At 59.4% G+C, this 25,159-nt stretch carries 25 protein-coding genes; 14 read left to right on the plus strand and 11 right to left on the minus strand.

What is annotated here, in order from left to right; all coding sequences use genetic code 11:
* Positions 1 to 26 precede the first annotated feature (26 nt).
* The 5 genes from rplS to ffh form a co-directional block, all read right to left on the minus strand.
* Entirely contained in the window at positions 27 to 377 is a 351-nt protein-coding gene (gene rplS, locus ASD60_RS08715; RefSeq protein WP_003175895.1) for a 50S ribosomal protein L19, read from the minus strand.
* Between the two features lie 45 nt (positions 378 to 422).
* Positions 423 to 1,175 carry a tRNA (guanosine(37)-N1)-methyltransferase TrmD gene (gene trmD / locus ASD60_RS08720; RefSeq protein ID WP_056853625.1) on the minus strand — a complete coding sequence of 251 codons (753 nt, stop codon included), beginning with the start codon at positions 1,173 to 1,175 and terminating at the stop codon, positions 423 to 425.
* Between the two features lie 2 nt (positions 1,176 to 1,177).
* Positions 1,178 to 1,714, minus strand: coding sequence for a ribosome maturation factor RimM (gene rimM / locus ASD60_RS08725; RefSeq protein ID WP_007972729.1), 537 nt, complete (start codon positions 1,712 to 1,714; stop codon positions 1,178 to 1,180).
* A gap of 5 nt (positions 1,715 to 1,719) precedes the next feature.
* The gene (gene rpsP / locus ASD60_RS08730; protein ID WP_003198088.1) at positions 1,720 to 1,971 is read right to left on the minus strand and encodes a 30S ribosomal protein S16; all 252 of its coding nucleotides are present in this window, start codon (positions 1,969 to 1,971) and stop codon (positions 1,720 to 1,722) included.
* Between the two features lie 296 nt (positions 1,972 to 2,267).
* Complete coding sequence (gene ffh / locus ASD60_RS08735) at positions 2,268 to 3,644, minus strand: signal recognition particle protein (protein WP_056853626.1); 1,377 nt, start codon at positions 3,642 to 3,644, stop codon at positions 2,268 to 2,270.
* Between the two features lie 210 nt (positions 3,645 to 3,854).
* On the opposite strand from ffh, the gene ASD60_RS08740 reads away from it, so the two are divergent.
* The 5 genes from ASD60_RS08740 (at position 3,855) to rlmF (ending at position 11,778) form a co-directional block, all read left to right on the plus strand.
* Positions 3,855 to 4,667: a cytochrome C assembly family protein gene (locus ASD60_RS08740; RefSeq protein ID WP_056853627.1), complete on the plus strand. Its 813-nt coding sequence runs from the start codon at positions 3,855 to 3,857 to the stop codon at positions 4,665 to 4,667.
* Positions 4,668 to 4,679: 12 nt separating this feature from the next.
* Positions 4,680 to 5,924: a transporter associated domain-containing protein gene (locus ASD60_RS08745; protein ID WP_056853628.1), complete on the plus strand. Its 1,245-nt coding sequence runs from the start codon at positions 4,680 to 4,682 to the stop codon at positions 5,922 to 5,924.
* 168 nt (positions 5,925 to 6,092) lie between these two features.
* On the plus strand, positions 6,093 to 7,406 hold the full coding sequence (locus ASD60_RS08750; RefSeq protein WP_056853629.1) for an MFS transporter: 1,314 nt from the start codon (positions 6,093 to 6,095) through the stop codon (positions 7,404 to 7,406).
* Positions 7,407 to 7,647: 241 nt separating this feature from the next.
* Positions 7,648 to 10,494, plus strand: coding sequence for a valine--tRNA ligase (locus ASD60_RS08755; protein WP_056853630.1), 2,847 nt, complete (start codon positions 7,648 to 7,650; stop codon positions 10,492 to 10,494).
* Positions 10,495 to 10,746: 252 nt separating this feature from the next.
* Complete coding sequence (gene rlmF, locus ASD60_RS08760; RefSeq protein ID WP_056853660.1) at positions 10,747 to 11,778, plus strand: 23S rRNA (adenine(1618)-N(6))-methyltransferase RlmF; 1,032 nt, start codon at positions 10,747 to 10,749, stop codon at positions 11,776 to 11,778.
* Between the two features lie 173 nt (positions 11,779 to 11,951).
* Here rlmF and ASD60_RS08765 read toward each other — a convergent pair whose 3' ends face one another.
* Positions 11,952 to 12,233 (minus strand): HU family DNA-binding protein, encoded by a 282-nt coding sequence (locus ASD60_RS08765; RefSeq protein ID WP_007905514.1) that lies wholly within the window; start codon positions 12,231 to 12,233, stop codon positions 11,952 to 11,954.
* 396 nt (positions 12,234 to 12,629) lie between these two features.
* On the opposite strand from ASD60_RS08765, the gene yejK reads away from it, so the two are divergent.
* Both yejK and ASD60_RS08775 read left to right on the plus strand, forming a co-directional pair.
* On the plus strand, positions 12,630 to 13,634 hold the full coding sequence (yejK, locus tag ASD60_RS08770) for a nucleoid-associated protein YejK (RefSeq protein WP_056853631.1): 1,005 nt from the start codon (positions 12,630 to 12,632) through the stop codon (positions 13,632 to 13,634).
* Complete coding sequence (locus tag ASD60_RS08775) at positions 13,634 to 13,984, plus strand: glutaredoxin family protein (protein WP_056853632.1); 351 nt, start codon at positions 13,634 to 13,636, stop codon at positions 13,982 to 13,984. The genes yejK and ASD60_RS08775 overlap by 1 nt, the downstream gene beginning before the upstream one ends.
* Positions 13,985 to 14,127: 143 nt before the next feature.
* On the opposite strand, the gene ASD60_RS08780 is transcribed toward ASD60_RS08775, so the two are convergent.
* From ASD60_RS08780 to ASD60_RS08800, 5 genes are all read right to left on the minus strand, one after another.
* Positions 14,128 to 15,063 carry a glutathione S-transferase family protein gene (locus ASD60_RS08780; protein WP_056853633.1) on the minus strand — a complete coding sequence of 312 codons (936 nt, stop codon included), beginning with the start codon at positions 15,061 to 15,063 and terminating at the stop codon, positions 14,128 to 14,130.
* An 84-nt stretch (positions 15,064 to 15,147) separates the two neighbouring features.
* On the minus strand, positions 15,148 to 15,432 hold the full coding sequence (locus tag ASD60_RS08785; RefSeq protein WP_056853634.1) for a GIY-YIG nuclease family protein: 285 nt from the start codon (positions 15,430 to 15,432) through the stop codon (positions 15,148 to 15,150).
* A 40-nt stretch (positions 15,433 to 15,472) separates the two neighbouring features.
* The gene (locus tag ASD60_RS08790) at positions 15,473 to 15,943 is read right to left on the minus strand and encodes a nuclear transport factor 2 family protein (RefSeq protein WP_056853635.1); all 471 of its coding nucleotides are present in this window, start codon (positions 15,941 to 15,943) and stop codon (positions 15,473 to 15,475) included.
* 130 nt (positions 15,944 to 16,073) lie between these two features.
* A complete protein-coding gene (locus ASD60_RS08795) occupies positions 16,074 to 16,700 on the minus strand; it encodes a DUF1120 domain-containing protein (RefSeq protein WP_056853636.1) in 627 nt (208 codons plus the stop codon).
* A 165-nt stretch (positions 16,701 to 16,865) separates the two neighbouring features.
* Positions 16,866 to 17,504, minus strand: coding sequence for a response regulator (locus ASD60_RS08800; protein WP_056853637.1), 639 nt, complete (start codon positions 17,502 to 17,504; stop codon positions 16,866 to 16,868).
* Between the two features lie 399 nt (positions 17,505 to 17,903).
* Here ASD60_RS08800 and ASD60_RS08805 point away from each other — a divergent pair, with 399 nt between their 5' ends.
* The 7 genes from ASD60_RS08805 (at position 17,904) to ASD60_RS08835 (ending at position 25,158) form a co-directional block, all read left to right on the plus strand.
* A complete protein-coding gene (locus tag ASD60_RS08805; RefSeq protein ID WP_056853661.1) occupies positions 17,904 to 18,500 on the plus strand; it encodes a DUF1120 domain-containing protein in 597 nt (198 codons plus the stop codon).
* Positions 18,501 to 18,539: 39 nt separating this feature from the next.
* Entirely contained in the window at positions 18,540 to 19,163 is a 624-nt protein-coding gene (locus tag ASD60_RS08810; RefSeq protein WP_056853638.1) for a DUF1120 domain-containing protein, read from the plus strand.
* Between the two features lie 123 nt (positions 19,164 to 19,286).
* Positions 19,287 to 19,997, plus strand: coding sequence for a fimbria/pilus chaperone family protein (locus ASD60_RS08815; RefSeq protein ID WP_056853639.1), 711 nt, complete (start codon positions 19,287 to 19,289; stop codon positions 19,995 to 19,997).
* Between the two features lie 131 nt (positions 19,998 to 20,128).
* Positions 20,129 to 22,600: a fimbria/pilus outer membrane usher protein gene (locus ASD60_RS08820; RefSeq protein ID WP_056853640.1), complete on the plus strand. Its 2,472-nt coding sequence runs from the start codon at positions 20,129 to 20,131 to the stop codon at positions 22,598 to 22,600.
* A gap of 10 nt (positions 22,601 to 22,610) precedes the next feature.
* Complete coding sequence (locus ASD60_RS08825) at positions 22,611 to 23,744, plus strand: DUF1120 domain-containing protein (RefSeq protein ID WP_056853641.1); 1,134 nt, start codon at positions 22,611 to 22,613, stop codon at positions 23,742 to 23,744.
* Between the two features lie 83 nt (positions 23,745 to 23,827).
* Positions 23,828 to 24,445, plus strand: a complete 618-nt coding sequence (locus ASD60_RS08830) for a DUF1120 domain-containing protein (protein ID WP_056853642.1) — start codon at positions 23,828 to 23,830, stop codon at positions 24,443 to 24,445.
* A gap of 62 nt (positions 24,446 to 24,507) precedes the next feature.
* Complete coding sequence (locus ASD60_RS08835) at positions 24,508 to 25,158, plus strand: DUF1120 domain-containing protein (RefSeq protein WP_056853643.1); 651 nt, start codon at positions 24,508 to 24,510, stop codon at positions 25,156 to 25,158.
* The last annotated feature ends 1 nt before the right edge of the window (position 25,159 follow it).

Genomic DNA, 25,159 nt, shown 5'->3' on the forward strand with positions numbered 1-25,159 from the left:
GCTTTTTTCTGCATCGGAAGCTGGACTTAAGCCAGTTTTTCCTTGATGCGAGCTGCTTTACCAGACAGGTCACGCAGGTAGTACAGCTTGGCTTTACGTACGTCACCGCGACGTTTAACGGCCATGCTGTCGATTTGCGGGCTGTAGGTCTGGAAAGTACGTTCTACGCCAACACCGTTGGAGATTTTACGAACGGTGAATGCACTGTTTACGCCGCGGTTACGCTTGGCGATAACAACACCTTCGAACGCTTGCAGACGCGAACGGTCGCCTTCCTTCACTTTCACCTGAACGACAATGGTGTCGCCCGGGGCAAAGGTAGGGATCTCTTTGGTCATCTGCTCTGCTTCGAGTGCAAGGATGATTTTGTTAGTCATGCTGTGCTCCTAAGGTAAATCGTCGGATCTACCATCGATACGTTGTTAACTATCGTCCCGCTCGCGGATGTATTCCTCGAGCAGCTTCTTCTCTTCTCCAGAAAGCGAGCGGCTTTCCAGAAGATCGGCGCGTCGTTCAAAGGTCCGACCAAGGGACTGCTGTAAACGCCAACGCCGGATGTGCGCGTGATTGCCACTTAGCAATACGTCGGGAACACGCTGATCCGCATACACCTCCGGTCGGGTGTAGTGCGGGCAATCCAGCAAACCATCCGTAAAGGAATCTTCCTCGGCGGAGTCCGCATGCCCTAAAGCTCCAGGCAGCAGTCGTGTAACCGCATCGATCAGGACCATCGCCGGCAGCTCGCCGCCAGACAGTACATAGTCGCCAATCGACCACTCTTCATCGACATGAGCATCAATAAAACGCTCGTCAATGCCTTCATAGCGGCCGGCAAGCAGGATCAATGCATCCAGATTCGCCAACTCGCGTACCGCCGACTGAGTCAGTTGACGGCCTTGGGGCGACAGGTAAATCACCTTCGCGCCCTCCCCGGCGGCTGCCTTGGCCTGAACCAGAGCATCTTCCAGGGGCTTGATCTTCATCACCATGCCCGGACCACCGCCAAATGGGCGATCATCCACAGTGTGATGTCGATCCGTCGTGTAGTCTCGCGGATTCCAACAGGTGAGCTGCAACAGCCCCTGTTTCACCGCCCGACTGGTGATGCCGTACTCGCTGATGGCGGAGAACATCTCGGGAAACAAACTGATCACTTCTACGCGCAAGTTAGCCACGCTTAGAAATCCGCGTCCCAATCCACCTTCATCTCGCCTGCTGCCAGGTCGACGGCCAACACGCATTGCTCGGTATAGGGCAACAGGCGTTCGCGATCATCCAGGCTGCCAGCGCAAGGCTTGACCACCATTACATCATTCGAGCCGGTCTCCAGCAGGTGATCGATCTTCCCGAACAGTTGCCCGAGGGTGTCGATGACCTTGAGACCTTCCAGCTGGTACCAGTAGTACTCGCCGTCGGTCAGTTCAGGGAACAGGTTGCGCGGCACGCAGATCTCATAACCGGCCAGAAGACGAGCTTCTTCACGATCATCCAGACCCTTGAGCTTTGCGACCAGGAACTTGTCGTTCCCGCGTCCGCTGACCAGCTCTACCTGCTTTACATTGCCGTCACGCTTGAGCGTCCAGGTTTTGTAATCCAGCAGGTTCTTGATCGGATCAGTAAAGGAATACACCTTCACTTCGCCGCGAACGCCGTGAACAGAATAAATCTTGCCGATAACGATCAAATCATCAGCAACAGCTGGCGTCGCGTTCATATTGCTCAGGCCGCAGCCTTGGCAGATTCCTTCAACAACTGAGCAACGCGCTCAGAAGGTTGTGCACCAACGCTCAGCCAGTAGGCTACGCGCTCTTGGTTCACGGACAGACGAACTTCTTGACCACGAGCAACAGGGTTGAAGAAACCAACCTGTTCCTTGTGCGAACCGTCGCGCGGGTTGCGGCTGTCGGTTACGGTCAAGTGGTAAAACGGGCGCTTTTTGGAGCCGCCAAGGGCAAGACGGATTGTTAGCATGTGAACATCGTTCCTGTAGTCGGTGCTGCAAATCTAAAGGCACAGCGGGCATGGGTGCCCGAAAGGCCGCATATTCTAAGGAATATCCGGACTTTTGCAAATGACTTTTTCCGGCGGCCTATCGGACGCCATGCAGATTTGCTATAGAGCCGTCGTTGAAAACGGCCGGTCAGCTCCCGCCAAGCGCGGGTTTGCTGTAGATCCCGCTTCCGTGCGGGTCTGCGCCGGTGCGATGACCGGCGCGGATTCTGGTGCCCTGTTACGCCAATATTGAGCAGTATTGGCGTGACAGGGCACTAAATCTTCGGCATGCCGCCGCCGGGCAACATACCGCCCATGCCGCGCATCATCTTGGCCATTCCGCCTTTCGCAGAGAATTTCTTCATCATCTTCTGCATCTGCTTGTGCTGCTTGATCAAGCGTCCGATGTCCTGCACCTGGGTGCCGGAACCCATGGCGATACGGCGTTTGCGCGAACCGCTGATCAGCTCAGGGTCACGGCGCTCGGCCGGGGTCATGGAGTTGATGATGGCTTCCATCTGCTTGAATTGCTTCTCTGCCGCACTCTGGGCATTGCCCATTTGCGCCAGGTTCACACCGCCCATGTTCGGCAGTTTGTCCATGAGGCCGCCGAGGCCACCCATGTTCTTCATTTGTTGCAGCTGATCGCGGAAGTCTTCGAGGTCGAAACCCTTGCCCTTCTTCAGCTTCTTGGCCAGCTTGTCGGCCTTGTCCTTGTCGAGGGTCGCTTCCGCCTGCTCGATCAGGCTGAGCACGTCGCCCATGCCGAGGATGCGCGAAGCGATACGCTCAGGATGGAACGGATCGAGCGCTTCGCTCTTCTCGCCCATACCGATGAACTTGATCGGCTTGCCGGTGATGGCGCGAACCGACAGCGCAGCACCGCCACGGGCGTCGCCGTCGACCTTGGTCAGGATCACACCGGTCAGCGGCAGTGCATCGCCAAAGGCCTTGGCCGTGTTGGCGGCGTCCTGACCGGTCATGGCGTCGACCACGAACAGGGTTTCAACCGGGTTGATCGCGGCATGCAACGCCTTGATCTCGCCCATCATCTCTTCATCGATGTGCAGGCGACCGGCGGTATCGACTATGACCACGTCGATGAATTTGAGCTTTGCTTCCTTAATAGCCGCTTGCGCGATCTCGACCGGCTTCTGGCTCAGGTCGGACGGGAAGAAGGTCACGCCCACTTCACCGGCGAGCATTTCCAGCTGTTTGATCGCCGCTGGACGGTAAACGTCCGCAGACACGACCATGACCGACTTCTTCTTGCGCTCCTTCAGGAAGCGCGCGAGCTTGCCGGCGGTGGTGGTTTTACCCGCGCCCTGCAAACCGGCCATCAGGATGACCGCTGGCGGCACGGCGCTGAGGTTCAAATCTTCGTTGGCTGCGCCCATCAGGCTTTCGAGTTCGGCCTGGACGATTTTCACGAAGGCCTGGCCCGGCGTCAGGCTGCGCGACACCTCGGTGCCGACAGCGCGTTCCTTGACCGAGTTGACGAAGTCCTTGACCACTGGCAGGGCGACGTCGGCTTCGAGCAGCGCCATGCGCACTTCGCGCAGGGTGTCTTTGATGTTGTCTTCAGTCAGCTTGGCCTTGCCGGTGACATGGCGCAGCGTCTGCGAGAGACGGTCGGTTAAGTTTTCAAACATTGCGCGATCCTTTCAGGCCCTGTGTAGACCGGGATAATGGCGGCCCGGACCGGACTAAAACTGTGCTCGGCGAGCCTGCGGCGTGGGCAGGTCGCGGATTATAGCGAAGACTGCGGTCGGCGGACACCTCGCCGTCAGCTTGTCTGGTCTTTCGTGCCGCGTGGGTTCTATGCCAAACTCAGCGCCTTTCGGGCTTGCCTAACAGGACTTATGCTCCCCTTGTCACCCAGTTTGCTTACCACCCTCGCCGCCGCCTGTTTATATGCCGCTGCGACTATCTATCAGGGCACCCGCCTGGCCAACTGCGCCAAGGCCAACAAGCGCCTGCTGGTCACGCTCGGCGTACTCGCGGTGCTGGCCCATGGCGCCAGCCTGGTGACCCACCTGCTGACGCCGATCGGCCTGGGCCTGGATTTCTTCAGTGCCGCCAGCCTGATTGCCGCCGCAGTCATCGCCCTGACTTTGCTGGCCTGCTCGCGAATCCCCGTGGAGAACCTGCTGGTCTTACTGTTTCCCCTCGGCGCGCTGACCGTGCTCCTGGCGCAGTTCGCTCCCGCCGGCACGGTACAGATCATCGACGAAGAACCGGGCATCCTTGCCCATATCCTGCTGTCGATCCTCGCCTACGGCATGTTCACCATCGCGGTATTCCAGTCGCTGTTGCTGCTGGTCCAGGACCATCAGCTCAAGCACAAGCATCCGTCCGGGCTGATCAAGAACTTCCCGCCGCTGCAGACCATGGAAAGCCTGCTGTTCGGCTTCCTCTGGGCCGGCTGGACTCTGCTGTCGATGTCGTTGATTTCCGGATGGCTGTTCGTCGACAACCTGTTCGCCCAACACCTGGTGCACAAGACCTTGCTGGCCTGCCTGGCCTGGATCGTCTTCAGCGTGCTGCTCTGGGGGCGCAATCGCCTCGGCTGGCGCGGACACAAGGCCATTCGCTGGACCCTTGCCGGATTCTGCCTGTTGATGCTGGCGTATTTCGGCAGCAAGCTGGTCCGTGAATACATCCTGCATATCTAACGGGCGGCATTAATGGACGACTTGCCCTTAGGGCCAATGCTCGCTGTAGTGGCCCTGCTGGTTTTATGGTCGGGACTGTTTTCCGCCATTGAAGCCGCACATCAATATCTGCTGGCCAAACGCATCGCTTCGCGCTCGAGCGACAAGCCACCGGCCAGGCTGAGCTTCCCGCTCGTCAGCCTGATCTTCTGCAATACCCTGTGTCGCGCGCTGGTCGTGGTCATTTGCACCTTGCTGGCGATTTTCACCTGGGCGCAGAACGGTCCATGGATCGCGTGCCTCGGTGCGGGCGCCATTCTGCTGGTGCTTGCCGACTATTTGCCCCGTGCCCTTGCCGCCCGCCATCCGGATGCCATCCTCGCCTTTGGCAACAGCTTGCTGCGCGTCCCGCTGAAAATGGTTTACCCCGCTGCCTGGCTGCTTGATGCCATCGCCAAACTGTTGATTCGTCCACTGGCCCGCAAGGTCAAGGTCGTGCAACAGAGCGAAGACGAGGCACCACACGCGCAACACGATGACCGCGAACCCGCCGTCCACCGGCCACATCCGCTGCCCGGCATCCATGCGCTGGACAACATCACGGTCAACGACATTCTGGTGCCGCGCAGCGAAGTCGACGGGATCAACCTCGATGACCCGATCGAAGAAATCATCGAACAACTGCGCAACAACACCCGCACGCGCCTGCCGGTGTTTCACAGCGACATCAATCAGGTTGAAGCCGTGCTCAACACTCGGCAAATCGGCCATCTGCTGGCCGACAACAGCCTGACACTGGACGCGCTGATGGCGGCCAGTCGCGAACCGTACTTCGTACCGGAAAGCACTCCGCTGCAACTGCAACTGCTGAATTTCCACAAGCAGCAGCGTCGGCTTGGCATGGTCGTCGACGAGTACGGCGAGGTGCTTGGCATCGTGACCCTGGAAGACATTCTCGAAGAAATCGTCGGCGAGTTCGAAAGCCAGCAAAGCCTGGACAACCCGCACATTCACCCCCAGGCCGACGGCCGCCTGGTGATCGATGGCGCCGCATCGATACGCGACCTCAACAAGAGCCTCGGCTGGCACCTGCCATGCGATGGCCCGAAAACCCTTAACGGGCTGGTGACCGAGGCGCTGGAAACCATTCCCGAGAGCGCGGTATGCCTGAAAATCGGTCGTTATCGCCTGGAAATCCTCGAGACCGAAGACAACCGCGTCACTCGGGTATTGATCTGGCATACCGGCCCGGCGCCCGTCGCGGCCACGGCAGGCTGAGCATTCTTGCCCCCTTGTTGAATCGTTAGCCACCTTCCTATAATCGAGGCGCTTACCCAAGCCCCCCGCTACGCTGTGCTACCCGCACTCTGCTGCAAACCCACATCCCTGGGTGTTCAACCATAATAATTCGCTCCACTGGGGCACATGACTGTCAGGGATAACCGCATGACGACCAGCACAACCTACGACCACGCGCCTGCGCAACCGACGAACTCCGCCACCCGCGTGGCCACCGCGAGCTTCATCGGCACCGCCATCGAGTTCTACGACTTCTACGTTTATGCCACTGCTGCCGCACTGGTGATCGGCCCGGTATTCTTTCCGCAGACGTCCGGGACGGCGCAGATGCTCTCGGCTTTCCTGACGTTCGGCATCGCGTTTCTGGCACGACCGCTGGGCTCGGCACTGTTTGGCCACTTCGGCGACCGCATCGGACGCAAATCCACCCTGGTGGCCTCGCTGTTGCTGATGGGCGTATGTACCACGCTGATCGGCGTGCTACCCGGCTATGACAGCATCGGCGCCTGGGCGCCGATCCTGCTTTGCGTGCTGCGTTTCGGCCAGGGCCTGGGGTTGGGCGGGGAATGGGGCGGCGCGGCGCTGCTGGCCACGGAGAACGCCCCCAAGGGCAAACGCGCCTGGTTCGGCATGTTTCCGCAGCTCGGCCCTTCCATTGGCTTTCTTGCGGCCAACGGCCTGTTTCTCACCCTGGCCATGGTGCTGGACGATGAACAGTTCCGCTCCTGGGGCTGGCGGATTCCGTTCCTGCTCAGTGCCGCGCTGGTGATGGTGGGCCTGTACGTGCGCCTCAAGCTTCATGAAACGCCGGTCTTTGCCAACGCCGTGGCCCGCCAGGAACGGGTAAAAATCCCGCTGGTCGAGCTGTTCAGCCAATACTGGGTGCCTGTCTTGCTGGGTGCCGGTGCGATGGTGGTGTGTTACGCACTGTTTTATATCTCGACGGTGTTTTCCTTGAGTTATGGCGTCGCGACGCTGGGCTACAGCCGTGAAACCTTCCTCGGCTTGCTGTGCTTCGCCGTGTTATTCATGGCGGCGGCTACTCCACTGTCCGCCTGGGCCAGCGACCGCTACGGACGTAAACCGGTGCTGATCATCGGCGGCGTGCTGGCAATTTTGTCGGGCTTTTTGATGGAACCGCTGCTGACCCAAGGCTCGACCTGGGGCGTGGCACTCTTCCTGTGCATTGAGCTGTTCCTGATGGGCGTGACGTTTGCGCCGATGGGTGCACTGCTGCCGGAGCTGTTTCCAACTCACGTGCGTTATACCGGCGCCTCTGCCGCCTACAACCTGGGCGGTATTGTCGGTGCCTCGGCGGCGCCGTTCTTTGCGCAGAAACTGGTAGCTATGGGTGGCTTGAGCTATGTCGGCGGTTATGTGTCCGGCGCAGCGGTGCTGAGCTTGATCGCCGTACTGTGCCTGAAGGAAACACGGCATAACGATTTGAATCGGGTCGCCTGACGGATTGCTTTCGCGGGCAAGCCTCGCTCCTACAAGGTCAGTGTCGATCATGGAATAACGGCACGACCTATAACCCTATAGGAGCGAGGCTTTCCCGCGAGGGCGTCTTTACTGACAATACACTTGCGTGAAAACCACAGTTTTTCCCCCGCCCATTGTCACCTCGCTCTACGCGCATCAGCTTATCCCCGCTATACTTCCCGGCTTTTCCTGAATAAATGCCAATAGGGTCCCGCCGCGCATGGATAAGACCTACCAGCCGCACGCCATTGAAACTTCCTGGTACAACACCTGGGAGTCAGAGAATTACTTCGCCCCGCAAGGCGCGGGCGAGTCCTACACCATCATGATCCCGCCGCCGAACGTCACCGGCAGCCTGCACATGGGGCATGGCTTCAACAACGCGATCATGGACGCCCTCATCCGTTTCCGCCGCATGCAGGGGCGTAACACCCTGTGGCAGCCAGGCACCGACCACGCCGGTATCGCGACGCAGATGCTGGTGGAGCGTCAACTGGAAGCCCAGGGCCAGAATCGTCACGATCTGGGCCGCGACAAATTCCTCGAGAAAGTCTGGGAGTGGAAGGACCAGTCGGGCGGCAACATCAGTCGTCAGATCCGTCGCCTCGGCTCGTCCGTGGACTGGAGCCGTGAGCGCTTCACCATGGACGACGGCCTCTCGGAAGCCGTGAAGGAAGCGTTTGTCCGCCTGCACGAAGACGGCCTGATCTACCGCGGCAAGCGCCTGGTCAACTGGGACACCAAGCTGCACACGGCGATTTCCGACCTCGAAGTGGAAAACCACGACGAGAAAGGTTTCCTGTGGAACCTGAAGTACCCGCTTGCCGACGGCGCCAAGACCGCTGAAGGCAACGATTTCCTGATCGTCGCGACCACTCGCCCGGAAACCATGCTCGGCGACTCTGCCGTCGCGGTGAACCCGAACGATGAACGCTACAAAGCCCTGATCGGCAAATTTGTAGAGCTGCCACTGGTTGGCCGCCGCATCCCGATCATCGCCGACGATTACTGCGACCCTGAATTCGGCACCGGCTGCGTGAAAATCACCCCGGCCCACGATTTCAACGACTACGAAGTCGGCAAGCGCCACAACCTGCCGCTGCTGAACATCTTCGACAAGAACGCTGCGGTCCTGCCGGCCTGCCAGGTGTTCAACCTCGATGGCACGCTCAACGAAAGCATCGACGGCAAGATTCCGGCCGAATACGCCGGCCTGGACCGCTTCGAAGCGCGCAAGCAGATCGTCGCTGCGTTCGAAGCTGCCGGCCTGCTGGTCAGCGTCGACGATCACGGCTTGAAGGTGCCGAAAGGCGACCGCTCCGGCACCATCATCGAACCGTGGCTGACCGACCAGTGGTACGTGTCCACCAAGCCTTTGGCAGAACCGGCGATTGCCGCCGTTGAAGACGGCCGCATCCAGTTCGTACCCAAGCAATACGAAAACATGTACTTCTCGTGGATGCGCGACATCCAGGATTGGTGCATCAGCCGTCAGCTGTGGTGGGGTCACCGGATCCCGGCCTGGTACGACGAGTCGGGCAAGGTCTACGTCGGTCGTGATGAAGCCGAAGTGCGTGCCAAGCACAACCTCGGCCCGGACGTGGCACTGCAACAGGACAACGACGTTCTCGACACCTGGTTCAGTTCGGGCCTGTGGACCTTCTCGACGCTGGGCTGGCCGGAGAAGACCGAGTTCCTGAAGAAATTCCACTCCACCGATGTGCTGGTCACCGGTTTCGACATCATTTTCTTCTGGGTTGCCCGGATGATCATGCTGACCATGCACTTGATCAAGAACGAGGACGGCACGCCGCAGGTTCCGTTCAAGACTGTGTACGTTCATGGCCTGGTGCGTGATGGTCAGGGCCAGAAAATGTCCAAGTCCAAGGGCAATGTCCTGGACCCGCTGGACATCATCGACGGCATCGAACTGGAAGAATTGGTGCAAAAGCGCACCTCCGGCATGATGCAGCCGAAACTGGCGAAAAAGATCGAGAAACAGACCCGCGACGAATTCGCCGAGGGCATCGCCAGCTATGGCACCGACGCCCTGCGCTTCACCTTCTGCTCGCTGGCGTCCACCGGTCGCGACATCAAGTTCGACATGGGCCGCGTCGAAGGCTATCGCAACTTCTGCAACAAGATCTGGAACGCCGCGCGTTACGTGCTGGACAAGGGCGAAGACTGCGGCCAGAACGGCGAAGCCTACGAACTGTCGCTGGCGGATCGCTGGATCATTTCGCAACTGCAGCGCACCGAAGCCGAAGTGACCCGTCAACTGGATCAGTTCCGTTTCGACCTGGCCGCACAAGCCCTGTACGAGTTCATCTGGAACCAGTATTGCGACTGGTACCTGGAACTGTCCAAGCCTGTGCTGTGGGACGAAAACGCTCCGGTCGAGCGCCAGCGCGGCACCCGTCGCACGCTGGTGCGCGTACTGGAAGTGGCGCTGCGTCTGGCGCACCCGTTCATGCCGTTCATCACCGAGGAAATCTGGCAGCGCATCGCGCCGCTGGCCGGTATCGAAGGCAAGACGATCATGCTGCAACCTTGGCCAGTGGCCAACGAAGAGCGCATCGATCCGGCGGCCGAAGACGACATCGAGTGGCTCAAAGGCCTGATGCTGGGCACGCGCAACATCCGTGGCGAAATGAACATCGGCCCGGGCAAACCGCTGCCGATCTACCTGAAGAACGTCAGCGCTGAAGATCAGCGTCGCCTGACCGAAAACGAAGCGCTACTGAAGAAGCTGGCGCGCCTGGAATCGATCACCGTGCTGGCTGCGGGCGAAGAAGCACCGCTGTCCGCCACCGCACTGGTTGGCGAGATGGAAGTGCTGGTGCCTATGGCCGGCCTGATCGACAAAGGTGCCGAGCTGGCGCGTCTGGACAAGGAAATCCAGCGCCTGCAAGGCGAAGTGCAACGGGTTGGCGGCAAGCTGTCCAACGCCGGTTTCGTTGACAAGGCGCCAGCCGAAGTCATCGAGAAGGAACGCGCCAAACTGGCCGAAGCCGAACAGGCTCTGGGCAAGCTGGCCGAGCAGCATGCGCGGATTGCCAGCCTGTAACGGCAATTCGCAATGAACAAGGGAGGCTCAGGTGGCCTCCCTTTTCATGCCTACCGTTCTTCGCCCCCCCTGTAGGAGCAAGGCTTGCCTGCGATGGCGATTCCACAGACGCCATCGCCGGCAAGCCTTGCTCCTACAGGAGGTATCCGCAGACGCCATCGCGAGCAATCCATGCGCCTGCAGGTCCCCGTGTTGGCATTGTCTGTGGGACAATGCCCGCCACTTTCAGCCATACCCGAATCGACCACCGCCATGACCGCCCCCCGTACACCGAAACCTGCGCGTAGAAAGCCTGAGTCCGCAACCCCGGCCAAAGTCGTGGAGCCGCGCGAAAAGGCCAGCCTGCATCCGCGCAATCGCCATCAGGGTCGCTACGACTTTGCGGCGTTGATCAAAAGCACGCCGGAACTGGCGAAGTTCGTGATCATCAACCCGTACGGCAAGGAAAGCATCGACTTCGCCAGCCCGGACGCGGTGCGGGTGTTCAACCGCGCGCTGCTGAAGTCGTTCTACGGCATCGCCCACTGGGACATTCCGGCCGATTACCTGTGCCCACCGGTTCCCGGCCGCGCGGACTACGTGCACTTTCTGGCCGATCTGCTGGCCAACGGCAATGACGGCGTGATTCCCCGCGGCGCCGCGGTGAAAGTGCTGGACGTCGGTATGGGCGCAAACTGCGTGTACCCGCTGATCGGTCACAGTGACTACCGCTGGCAGTTTCTCGGCTCGGAAATCGATGCCACGGCCATCGCTGCGGCCAAGGCGATCGTTCAATCCAACGGCTTGAACAAAGCCATCCAGATTCGTCAGCAAACCAATCGCAAGCAGATTCTTTTGGGCTTGCTGGAAAGCACCGAGCGCTTTGACCTGACCCTGTGTAACCCGCCGTTTCATGCTTCGCTGGAGGAAGCCACCCGCGGCAGCACGCGCAAGTGGCGAGCGCTGGGCAAGGCCGATCCAAAACGCAAACTGCCGGTGCTGAATTTCGGCGGTCAGGCGGCGGAGTTGTGGTGCGAGGGGGGTGAGGTGCGATTCGTCACGCAACTGATCGCCGAGAGTGCACAGGTCAGCCAACAGGTGTTGTGGTTCAGCACCCTGGTGTCGAAAGCCTCGAACCTGCCGGCTATCCAGACCGCGCTGAAAAAAGCCGGTGCACTGGAAAGCCAGGTGGTGGAAATGTCCCAGGGTCAGAAACAAAGCCGCTTCGTCGCCTGGACCTTTCAGACCAAAGCGCAACAACAAGCCTGGCGGCAGGCGCGCTGGAGCAAAGTCTCTGCAGAGTAAATGATATTGGCAGCCCGCCTATGCACTTGTAGGAGCCAGGCTTGCCGGCGAAGGCGTTTTCAAGAGCGCCTTCGCCGGCAAGCCTGGCTCCTGCGAAAAAGGCATGCGCCGATCTGAGCCCACAAAAAAACCGTGCCCGGATTGCTCCGGCGCACGGTTTTTTTTAACAAGTCTTACTTGTTGACAGCGTCGGTCAGGCCTTTGGCCACAACCAGCTTGATCACTTTCTTGGCAGCGATTTCGATGGCAGCGCCAGTCGAAGGGTTGCGGCCGGTACGGGCAGGACGCTCAGTCACTTTCAGCTTGCCGATACCTGGCAGAGTGATTTCGCCGCCGTTTTCCAGCTGATCGGCAACGATTTGGCCCAGTTGGTCCAGAGCGTTACGCGCGGTGGTTTTTGGCGCGTCGATAGCTTCAGCGATGTCGGCGATCAGTTGGTCTTTAGTAAGAGCCATGTAGTGTTCCTTCCCTATCAAATTCATATGGATTGCAGAGTGCAATGTCAGCCATCGAGCCCGATCTTCTGGATCTGGCACCCTCGGCGAAATAACCTCGGGATCGGGGTTATAGATGCCGAAATCAGGGTTTGGTTCGACCTGACAAAAGCTGACTGCAGGCTTAACGCAGTGACTTCGCGCAAGACCGGGCAAAACTAGCACAGAGACGGGGAAATATCCGCCTCTAGCTACCCATTTGGTCAGCTTTATTGCTCTAAACCGGGAAAAAATCGCCCAAGCGCCGCCGGTCGCCCGGGAATTGGCCTTCGAACCGCGCCAAAACCAATGGTTGCGGTACACTGGGCGCTTTTTCGGGGGAGCCTGGCCTCCTCTCTTCAATCAGCCGAGAAGCCCATGCCGATCCGTCATTGCATCGTCCACCTGATCGACAAAAAACCCGACGGCACGCCTGCAGTTCTCCACGCTCGCGACTCTGAACTGGCCGAGTCCGCCGCCATCGAGAACATGCTTGCCGACCTCAACGAAAGCTACAACGCCAAGCAAGGCAAGGCCTGGGGATTGTTTCATCCGGAGTCCGGCGCCTTCCCGTTCAGCGGCTGGTTGAAGGAATACCTCGACGGCGCCCAGGACTTCACAGCCTTCAGTCGCGTAGCGGTGGAACACCTGCAAAAACTGATGGAAGAATCCAACCTCTCGGTCGGTGGCCACGTGTTGTTCGCGCATTACCAACAAGGCATGACCGACTATCTGGCCATCGCCCTGCTGCACCACAGCGAAGGCGTCGCCGTGACCGAGCAACTGGACGTCACGCCGTCCCGTCACCTGGACCTTGGCCAGCTGCATCTGGCGGCGCGGATCAACGTGTCCGAGTGGCAGAACAACAAACAATCCAAGCAGTACATTTCGTTCATCAAAGGCAAGAACGGCAAGAAAGTCTCGGAATACTTCCGCGACTTCATCGGGTGTCAGGAAGGCGTCGACGGGCCGGGTGAAACCCGCACCTTGCTCAAGGCGTTCAGCGACTTCGTCGAAAGCGAAGACTTGCCGGAAGACGACGCTCGCGAGAAGACCAAGACCCTGGTCGACTACGCCAGCAGCCAGGCCAAACTCGGCGAACCGATGGGCCTGGAAGAGCTGTCGGAATTGATCGACGAAGATCGTCCAAAAGCCTTCTACGATCACATTCGCAACAAGGACTACGGTCTGTCGCCGGAGATTCCGGCAGATAAGCGCACCCTCAACCAGTTCCGGCGCTTCACCGGCCGCGCCGAGGGCCTGTCGATCAGTTTCGAGGCGCACCTGCTGGGCTCGAAGATCGAGTACGACGAAGAAGCCGGCACGCTGATCATCAAAGGCCTGCCGACCTCACTGACTGATCAGCTCAAGCGACGCAACTGATGCTCGGCAATGTCCTGAAAAAGGTCATGCTGGTTCTGCTGGTCGTGGTGGTCTATCAGAACTGGGGCAAGATCGAGCGGGTGTTCAACCCGTCGCAAGTGGTGTCCGAGCAGACTCAAGCCAGGGCCAAGGTCGTGCTGTACGCCACCGAGTGGTGTGGCTACTGCAAACTGACCCGACGCTTTCTCGACCAGAAAGGCATTGCGTACAAGGAATTCGATATCGAAAAAGATGCCCTCGCGCGCAAGGACTACGAGGCGCTGGGCGGTGGCGGGATTCCGATAATCGATGTGAACGGGACGCTGATTCGTGGGTATGACCCGGATGCGATTCTGGCTGCTTTGAAGTAATCCTTCAGATACACGCAATGCTGTGGCGAGGGAGCTTGCTCCCGCTGGACTGTGTAGCAGTCCCTTTTCCGGGGGCCGCTTCGCGCCCCAACGGGACGGTGCGGCGATCCGACAAGCTCCCTCGCCACAGGTGAATGCCTGAGTCAGCAGGCTTCGATACGGAAACCAAAGCGCGGAAAGTGCACATGCACCACACCGCCACGTTCGTCTTCGCGACGCACAATCAATTCCTCGCGCCCGGCAAACAACAACTCGCCCGTCACCGGATCAACGCCATAGTCGGTGGCTGCGACCAACACTTGCTGGCCCGCCGTGAACCCGTTTGGATCGACGAAATCCTCATTCGGTAACGCCGCTGGTGTCGACGAACGAGCCACCTCCAGCGCCTCTTCGGAGGACATTTCGCTGGATGCACCATGACCGAAGCCCAGCACCCGGGCATGCCAGGCGCTGACCGCCGGATACGCATCGACCAATGGCGCAGTCACAGGCGTCGCCTTGAGAAACCACAGCGAGTGCGCCAGCGCGAAGTCGGCAATCGATGGCTCGCCAAACAGGAAGTCGCCCTGCTCGCGCTGCAGTTGCAACTCCAGGCGCGACATGAGAGTAGGCCACTGATGTTTGGCCTGCTCGATGGACAGTTTTGTCGCACTACCACCGCTGAACAATCCGGCACGGTCGGCGAGAAACGCCTTGATCGCTTCCGGCGGTAAATTGCCGAAGCGTACGGCGACCGATTCCGGTTGGAACACCAGGCTGACCGCATGCTGGAACACCACCGAATCGGCCCAGGTCGCAAAGCTGGCCGTGATCATTTCCTGGCCTTCGGGGAAGAACGCCGGCAGGGCTTTTTCCTGTTCGAGTCGGCGGGCGATCAGCGCCGTGTCGCAATAAATATCCGCGCCGACCTGCAACACCGGCGTCTTGCGGTAACCGCCGGTCAGGGCCGTGAGATCGGGTTTTGGCATCACCGGCGAGATTTTCACCGAACGCCATGACAGCCCTTTGAAACCCAGCAGCAAGCGCGCCTTCTCCGCAAAGGGTGACGTCGGGTAATGATGCAGAATCAACTCGGACATGCTCGGCTCCACCGCAAAGATCAGGAGCCCGCAGCTTAGCGCGCAATCGTTTAGCAGCCTACAGATCTGCCTGATGGGAACCGATCAGTCAGATTGATAAGACGCCACCAGGCATTCCTTGGCGCTCTTGCGCAACTTTTTGATCAGTCGTTCCTGGCGCAGCGCTTCGCTTTTGTCGCGGCAGACTTCGGTGTAGACCAGCGCCATGGCCGGGCTCGAGAGGAAAAAGCGCGCGCCCTTGCCGCTTTGATGCTTGGCGAATCGTCGCACCGGGTCGTCGCTTATGCCGCAGTAAAGCGAACCGTTGGCCGCACGCACCAGGTACACGAACCAGGGTTTAGTGATGGGAGCTTCGCTCGGGCTGTTCACGTAACGATCGGGACTTGAGTGGAAACAAGCCGCAATCTTATCAGCGACTGGCCTGGAATGCCTTCAGCCCCTTCAGGGCTTGAGTGCGGACGGCGTTGCGTACCAGCGGTGTCCAGCCCAGCAGTAGGCCCTTGACCCCGAGCGCCTGACGCGACCAGGCCCACATATCGAAGCGGTCATGATGTTCGCAGATCTTGCCGTCGCGAAACACGAACCGCGCCTGAATATCGTTGACCACCACATTGCCGGTCTGGCTGAACAGATACGTCGCCACCCAATGCGCGCCGCCTGTGCGCTCGTCACTGTGCACGTTCTCGAAGGTCAGGGAAAAATCCCTGGCACGGGTGGTGAGCATGCGCCACATGTCGCCGGCATCGCGCCCGCGCAGTTCACCAAACGCAGGATCACTGAACACCACGTCATCGGTATAGCAGGCGCTCATCGCTTCGGCATCCAGTCGCTGGAAAGCCTGGTAGAAGCGGGTGATCAGGGCGTTGTGGGCATCACTCATGGACAGGCTCCGCAAATATCATCAGTAGGTCAGCACGATATGCCGCGAGTGCGTGAATAACCATGGCTATTCACCATAAAAATGCAGGCACTGCTGCAGCCCTGCGACCCACTGAATGACGCTTCGCAACTTAAAGGTAAACGATATCCAGGGTAGCGCTGCCGTCTATGGGCATCTCGGCTGTGAGCGTTCCTGGTTTATTGATGCTCGTCGCCACAATCAGATCGGCCGCCAGTGTCTGGATGGCGACGGGCGTGTAATCCGGGTTGCCCGGGCCACTCACGGACCTCATCCACTCAGGTTGCCAGATTTGGCCAGTGCTCGAATAGAACCATGTATTGCCATTGACTGACTCCACCACTGGAAGTACTGCGCCGTCCCCCAGCACGTTCTCCATGGTCAAGTTATAAAACCCAACCTTGTGGTCACCTTCGCCCACGCCCAACCCAAAGGAAGACAGGCCATTGTTAGAGGCAGTCCCCTTCCTGTTATCGGTACTTTTAACTGCAAACAATGTAGCGGCATCACAACTTACGCTCATTTGTAGAGCAACTTGCGGTAACGTATTTACGCCTTTTTTCAGATCTTTGAATGAGATCTTTCCGTGATCGACCATTCCACCATTGGACAACTGCGGCATACACGCCGCTGGCGTGATTTTCCCCGTGACACTCAAATCGACGCTCGATGCAGCATTGACGCTGGTCGTGCCAGCAACCAGCAGAGTTGCAGCGATATAACTTAAACGCTTTTTCATTTCCTTATGTTCCTTCAGACACTTTATTTATTTTGCAGAGGCGGATTTCAACTTATCGAAATCACCAAACCCCCTACTTGGCGACTGCAATATAAGCCCGCAATAATCGTCAAAAAATACAACTAATACGAATTTTCCTTGAGGGTGCTGACCCACACGAACTTATCAATCCTGATGCACCATTCCGCTCTCACGGGCATAGGCGAACAGATCCACATCGGTAGAAATGCCCAGTCTTCGCATGGCCATGATTTTCTGTTTGCTGATCGTGGACACGCTGCGGTTGAATTGCTCGGCAATTTCACTCACGGTCATGCCGCTGGCGAGCATTCTCACCACTTCATGTTCCTTGGCCGACAGCGATGGAGATCCCGATTGCGCCTCGGTTTCTGCCGAAGCCAGTGCCGCGCGCAAGGAGTCGCTGATAAATCGCCGCCCTTCGCCCACCGCCTTGACGGCCATCGGCAGCTCCCTGGCCGAGGCATCCTTGGCGATGACCCCCATTACACCTTGGGCAATTGCCGCTCTGAGCGTCATGACGTTGGCGAGCATCGTGACCAGAATGATTGAAGTTTGCGGATAGTGGCGTCGCACCATTCCGAGCATTTTCAAGCCATCGGCCTGCACGTTGCCGGGCATGCTGAAGTCAGTGATCAGCAAATCGCAAGGCGATGTTGAAAGCAGGCTCAGCAGGCTGTCAGGCCCCTCAGCCTCGCCCACGATGACGCAAGTGCCGCTCAGGTCAATGAGCATCCGCATTCCAATACGAACCACCGGATGGTCATCAGCAATGATTACCTGCATTGTCGGATTAATCCTGTTGAGTGACTGGAGTGCGCAAAAAAATAGCGCCGTCCTTGCACCATCACAACGACCAATCTCGCACGCAAAAAAATGTCAGCCAATGTCTGCGGGGGACTGTCCTTTATCCGATAGAACAATAAGAAGCGCCCTACAGTTCATATATCCGATAGACCACATAGATAGCCTACAGACAACGCCTTCATTCAATACAACCTGTAGTACACCTCGCACTTTCTTACAGTCAATGGCACGTTTTCGTATTAGTTGCATTCCACCTGATTACCTCGACCGTTAGATTGCGCCTGTCCGTACAGGGCAACTTCCAATCATCTTCGTTCAAGGAAAAGCGAATACATGAACCAAGGACGACCCATCACGCAACGATGCGCCCTCGCTTTGATGAGCATAACGTGGCTGACCTGCGCGCACTCTGCGCTGGCGGCGGGCAACGCCGATCTGAGTGTCAGCGGAATCATTACACCGAGTTCCTGTACACCCTCACTGTCGAACGGCGGCATCGTCGATCACGGCAAACTGACGTCGAAAAATCTCGATCAGGACTTGCCTACCCGGTTGCCCGCCAGCGAACTGCAGTTGCAGATCGATTGTGAAGGCCCGACCTTTTTCACCCTGACCACCATCGACAATCGCGACGGAACGTCGGCCGTCAACCAGGCCTATCACGGCCTGGGTACGGTCAACGACGACCAGAAGCTGGGTAGCGTGGGGTTCGGAATCTTCGAACCGCAAGCTGACGGCAATGCGGTGTTGACCATCATGTCCCGCGACAACGGCAGTAACTGGGGACTTTCGACCTATCTGGGGCACGCCGGGTTGACGGCGTTTGCCAGCCCTGACGATCTGCGTACGCCCATCGCGTTGCAGCACCTGAGTGCTCGCTTGCGCGCCGTCACCCTCATTGCGCCAGCCAGCGGCCTGACCTTGCTCGATGAACTGCCGATCGACGGGCACGCCACCTTGCAGATCACTTATTGATCATCGCGCCACTGTTTATTCCACATCAGGAGCTTCACCATGAACAAGACTTTCAACACCCTCTTGGGCGCCATGTTGCTGGCCGGCAGTGCCTGCGCTTTTGCTGCCTCCAGCGTCGACCTGAGCGTCAGCGGGACGATCACGCCGAGCGCCTGCGAACCGACCCTGTCCAAAGGCGGGCTGGTGGACTACGGCAAGATTTCGGCCAAGAGTTTGAACCCTGACAAAGCGACATGGCTGCCCGAGCAATACGTGCAACTGACGCTCACCTGCGACGGACCGACGCTTGCCGGCCTTGAGGCCAAGGACAACCGTGAAGGTTCAGATTTCAATAATGACCCCTACGATTTCGGCCTCGGGCTAATCAACACCAATCAAAAACTGGGAGCGATGAACTTGCAAATTAGGAGCCCACTGGCGGACGGCATAAGAGTCGGCACGATTGGTTCGGAGGACCGCGGTTCGACCTGGTACCAAACCCGCGATCTGATGCGAACCAACATTCTCACAGTCGCCGACGTCAGCAGCGTAATACCAAAACCGTTCCAGACACTGGTTTCCGATCTCGAGATCGCACCTCGAATTGCCCCTGCCAACCAGCTCAACCTGACCAACGAAGTGGCCATCGATGGCTCCGTAACCCTGTCTGTGGTTTACCTGTAAACCACCGAGAAGTCGAAGCGCGGCAGGACGTCCACCCGACCTCCTGCCCGTTCACCAGGACTGCGTTGACCAGAACTAACTCTAGCCATGCTGACTTTTCCTTTTTTTACACAGGCATCCACCATGACTCTTTTCAACGGCGCGCGATGCAGACGTTTCTGTCTGGGCACGCTGGCCTCTCTGTTCGCTGGCTACGTCGTGGCCGATGGCATGGTCCCCGACACCTCTGTGGTGATCGTCAATGAAGCCGATGGCGAAACCTCGGTGTCGGTCACCAACACTGACGCAAACCTGTCGTTGCTGCATGTCACCCTCGAAGACATTCCCGAGGACAAGGAACCGCTGTTGTTCGTCACGCCGCCGCTGGCCCGGGTCGAGGCGGGCAAGAGTCAATTGGTGCGGTTCATCCTGCAGACCTCCACGCCCCTGACCACCCAGCGCCTGAAGCGGGTCATTTTCGAGGGTATGCCTCAAGACCGTAAACCGGCCGAAGCCGGGCGTGCACGGGTCGGTGTGACGGTGCGGCAAAATCTGCCGGTGATCCTGCACCCCAAGGGCCTGGCGCCCAATCGCACACCGTGGACGGGGCTGACCTGGCGCCTGCAAAACGATCAGGTCAGCGTGCACAATCCATCGCCTTACGTCGTGCGTTTGGCCCAGGAACTGACGCTGCTGCCCGGTAATGGTTCGGCGTTGTTGCCGCGCACCTACGTGCTGCCGGGGGAAACCTTGAGCGTGCCCGCCAAAGGCGCTGCCGCCACCCGCGTACGGATACAACCGGCGACGGTCTACGGCTTCGCGGTGCCGCATTTCGAAGCACCGTTCGAGTCCTGAACCGCCACGACTGCGCGACGATGGAATAACCCGCGCCGAAGTTTTCGGGTAACGGCCAGCGAGCTGTTACCCAAGACGTGACTGAATTTCAACGATCAGTTCAGCACGCCCGCATAAACCAAGTGAACCCCATGAACACAGTAACTTTTTACCGTGATGGCGAAGCCGTGCCTGTGATTCGGACCCGCGTCCACTCACGCCGGCTGCGTCGACGGACAACATTGGCCTTATTGCTGATCAACACGCTGATGGTGCTCGACGCTCGCGGTAGCGAATTACTACTGGCGTCCTTCGATAGCAACACGCTGCGACAGCGCGGTATCGATCCGGCACTGGCGACCTTGCTGATGGAAGCGCCACGCTTCGCCACGGGCCGGCATTCGGTGACGCTCAGCGTCAACGGCCAACGACAGGGTCGCGTCGACGTCGCCTTCGATCGCGCCGGTGTACTGTGCTTTGACCGCACGCTGCTCGACAAGGCCAACCTGAACGTGCCCGAGCAGATCCTCGACGACGATGGCCGTTGCTACGACTTTCTCGCCCTCGCGCCGCAAACCGCCATCGAACAGGATCCGGCCAACCTGGCCCTGACGCTGGTTGTGCCGACCCATGCTATTCGACCTGCCGAACGCGATGTCAGCGGCTATCAAACCGGCGGCGTCGCTGCGCTGCTCAACTACGACATTACCGGACAGCACAGCCGTTTTGGCGAGGGTACGAGCCGCTATGCCTCGGCCAACACCGAGCTGGGTTTCAATGCCGGCGACTGGATCGTGCGCAGTCGTCAGGTGCAGACCTGGCAGGATGACGTGTCGCGCACAACGCATATCGCCGCTTACGCCCAGCGCACCTTCGCCAGTCACGAAGCCGTGTTGCAGGCCGGCCAGATCAACCTTTACAACCCGGTGTTGGCCGGTGCGCAGATCACCGGCGTACAGGTTCTCAACGAACAGGCGCTGCAAGCCGAAGGGCAAAGCGCGGTCATCGAAGGCATCGCCAACAGTCAGGCACAGGTCGAAGTGCGGCAGAACGGTTCGCTGATTTATTCCACCGTGGTGCCCGCAGGCCCCTTTGCCCTGAACAACGTGCGCCGGCTCAATAGCCGCTCCGACGTCGAAGTCACAGTCAAGGAGGAGGACGGCAGCCAGCGCAGTTTCACGATACCGGCGGCGATGCTCGGTATCGGCTTGCCAGCGCCAGGCTTCTCCCTTGCGGCGGGAACCGTGCGCAGGAGTGGCGATGAGCAGGGTGACGAACCCTGGGTCGTCAGTGGCGGATGGAGCGGTGTATTGAACCCGCAAATATTGATCAGCGGCGGGCTGACCGGCGCCGCCGACTATCGCGCGGCCGGTACCAGCGTCGGCCTGCTGCCTTCGCCGGATACCCAGCTCCAGGCGACACTGACCGGCGCGGATGCCAGCGGCCGCCAAGGCGGCCAGGGGCTTCAGGCCGACCTGAGCCTGTCGCACCGTTTCAGCGAGCGCTGGGCACTGAATGCCGCAAGTTCCTACCGAACCCTGGGTTATCGGGAACTGGAAGACGCGGTATTTGACAACACTAATGACGACCAGAAATCCCGCTACCGCGACCAGCAAAGCGCGGCCCTGTCATGGTCCCATCCGTGGTTCGGCGCCTTCAGCGGTGGCTTCAGTCAGTCAAGCTCGTTCGATGGTCAGAGCAGCAGCCGCGCCCTGGCGTCCTGGGGCACCAACATCAAAGGGGTGTCGCTATCGGCAACGGCGGAATGGCAACTCAGTGGGGCCAATCGCACCGACGATAGCGTCTACCTGAATCTGAGCATTCCCCTGGGTGAAAACCGTCGCGCGCGCACCTGGGTACGCAGTTCCGGTGGCGAGTACCGCAGCGGCGTGGGCTTGAGTGAACAGCTCAACGACCAACTGGCGTACCGCGTCGGCGCTGAACACGACTCCCGCAATAAAGAGGTGCAGTCTTCCGCCGGCGTTTCCCTGCTGCCGCGCTACACCCAGCTGGATCTCAACTACACCCGCGCCGACGCCGCGCGCTCCAGTTACCAGGCCAGCGCCCGAGGCGGTGCGGTGCTGCACGACCGAGGTTTGACGCTCTCGCCTTACCCGATCAGCGACACCTTCGGTTTGCTGTCTGTGGGCGAGATGGGTGCCATCAAGGTGTCGACGCCAAGTGGTCCGGTGTGGACCGATTGGCAAGGTCAAGCAGTGATTCCACAACTCACGGCCTATGGCAAAAGTCCGGTGGAAGTCGACACCAAAACCCTGCCGCGCAACGCCGACATCAGCAACGGCCTGGCGGTGATTTCCGCCGGGCGCGGGGCGGTCGACAAGGTCGAATTCGGCGTCAGCCTGACCCGCCGCGCACTGCTAAAAGTCACCACCGCCAACGGTGCACCCCTGCCCCGCGGCGCTGCGGTGAATACCGAGGATGGCGAGTTTGTCACCCTGGTTCAGGAGGGCGGACTGGTATTCCTGCCCAACGTACTGGCCAGCCAGGCGCTGTTCATCAAGGCGCCCGGGCTTGAGCGTTGCGCACTGTATTTCGAACTGCCGGCAGACGCCGATACCGACGCCTACTACGAAACCACTGCCGCCAAGTGCAGAGCCCCATGAGGATGACTTGATGAATCTGACCCGCCTGTTGCTGGCTTCCGTCGTTGCGTTGACGCTCTCACCTTTTGCCTGGGGATCGGTTGAGGACTGTCAGTTCAACCTGAGCCAGCCGGTCGTCGATTACGGCTTGATGAACCGTGCGATCCGCGCCGATTCGGTATCGGAGCGCAACCTCGGCGAGCGGCGGTCGAGCCTCACCCTGACCTGCTCGAAACCCATCGACATGAGCCTGTTCTATCGGGCCATGGCAGCAACGTCCAACCGCTTCCACTTTGCCGAACGTGGCACTTATCAGTTGCACATCCGCGACGCGGTGCTCGATGGTCAGTCGGTAGAGCTGGGGCTGATCGCCGCTGCTGGTCAGGCACCCGCACAAACCGCAGCGCAACTGGTCTGGCGACCGGAACATGGCGTGGTTCCGGTGCAGGGCGCAGTGCCGATACAGGGCCGCACTTTTTCGGCCCAGCTTGAATGGACGGCATGGGTTCAGGAACAAGGGATGCAAGTGCGCGACGCGGTGACCTGGGAGGTGGCCGGGGTGTTCGACGCCGTGTCGGCCGATCGCAGTCGCGAGGCGACGTTGCGTGCACGCTTCGCTCCGGCGGCCTGCGAAGCGGCGCTGTCCAACGGCGGTGTGGTGGATTTCGGCAGCCTGACGATCAACGACCTCAACGCCGACAAGAGCACCCGCCTGCCCGCGCGCTCGCTGAACTTGCGGGTCGGCTGCGATGGGCCGACGGCTTTCGCGTTGATCATGCACGACAATCGTGCGGGCTCGGCGACAGTCGACAGCGACTTCCATTACGGCCTCGGCACCGATGCCCGCAACAACAAAATCGGCTTTTTCGCGCTGAATATCGACCCGGCAAGCGCCAATGCCGACAGTTTTGCCCGCCTTTATCGAACCGACTCAGCCGGTGGCAACACAGCCTGGAGCAGCGCCAGCGCCAACCCGATCGCCATCGCCAAGACCCGTTACCTGAGTTTCACCGACAGCGCTGGCAGCAGCGCGGGCCCGACCATGATTCAGACCTTCAACGCCAGCATCACCGTCGATGCGGTCATCGCGCCGCTCAACAGCCTGGACTTGAGCAACGCCATCGACCTCGATGGCGCAGGAACGATCGAGATCATTTACCTGTAACACCTGACCCACCTGGTTGAATCCGGGGCGCAATCAAGCGCGCTGGATCAGCCAGGAATAAATCCGCAAAAAGGAATGAAAAAATGAAAAAGTACTTCATGGCATTGTCGACCGCCGCTCTGGTCAACGTCGCACCTTATGCCCTTGCATCGTCCACGGACCTGACGGTCACAGGCGTTATCACCCCTGCTGCCTGCACGCCAAGCCTGTCCAACGGCGGTGTCGTGGATAACGGCAAGATTTCGGCGAAGGACCTCAACCCGACCACTAGCACCATGATTGGCAGGCATCCGCTGAAACTGACCGTGGCGTGTGACGCACCGATTCAGTTCGCATTGAACCCGATCGATAACCGGGCCGGTACTGGAGCATCACGGACCTGGTTCGGTTTGGGATTAACCGATGCAGGCGAAAAACTGGGTTTTGTCGTAGTCGGTGTCAGTAATGCCCTCGCGGACGGGGTGACGGCGCAAGTAATCGACTCCGAAGACAATGGTAAGACCTGGGAGCGGACTACGGTATCGAGCCCCGGATACATCTTGTCAACCGCCTCAACCACCGACCACAGCACGCCCATCAGGGTGAAAGACCTGACCATGGATTTCGAGGTCAGAACCAGCATCGCCCCCGCCAACAACCTGACCTTGACCGATGAAGTGGTCATGGACGGTTCCGTGACATATGAAATGAAATACCTGTAAGCCCCTGAAAAACTGCAGGGGCGTGCTCGCTCCTGCAGCTCAGATGCATGAGGAGCCCATCGATGAAAGATTATTTTGCAGCACCTTTGACTGTCGCCCTTGTCTGCGTCGTGCCCCATGTGCTGGCCGCCTCGACGGTCGACCTGACGGTGAAGGGCACGATCACGCCCGTCGCCTGTACACCGGTCCTGTCCAACAATGGCACGGTGGATTACGGAAAGATCTTCCGCCAGGACCTGAGCGTCGACAAGCGCACGCAACTGCCTGATCAAGTGCTGGACCTCAACATCCAATGCAACGGCCCTTCGCGTTTTGCCCTGGTCATGCACGACAACCGCGACGGGTCGGCCATCGTCAACAGCGAGATTTATTACGGGCTGAATCGCGATAAAAGCGGCAACAACATCGGCTTGTATTCGCTGAACTTCGATCCCGCCCAAACGGTGGTGGATGACCTTTCGCAGGTCTACCGCACCGACTCCACCACGGGCGGCCTGGCCTGGAGTTTATCCAGCAGCCGCCCGATTCCGATTGGCGCCAAAAGCTACCTGGGGTTTACCGATGTTGCCGGTAGCAACGCCGGTCCGATCTTCATCCAGCACCTGTCGAGCCGAGTCACCATCGAAACCGTCATCGCGCCCACGTCCCAGCTGGACTTGAGCGCCGATGTCCAGCTCGACGGCTCGGCGACCCTGGACATGGTTTACCTTTGAT

The organism is Pseudomonas sp. Root562 (assembly GCF_001427125.1).
In the GTDB taxonomy this organism is placed as follows: Bacteria; Pseudomonadota; Gammaproteobacteria; order Pseudomonadales; family Pseudomonadaceae; genus Aquipseudomonas.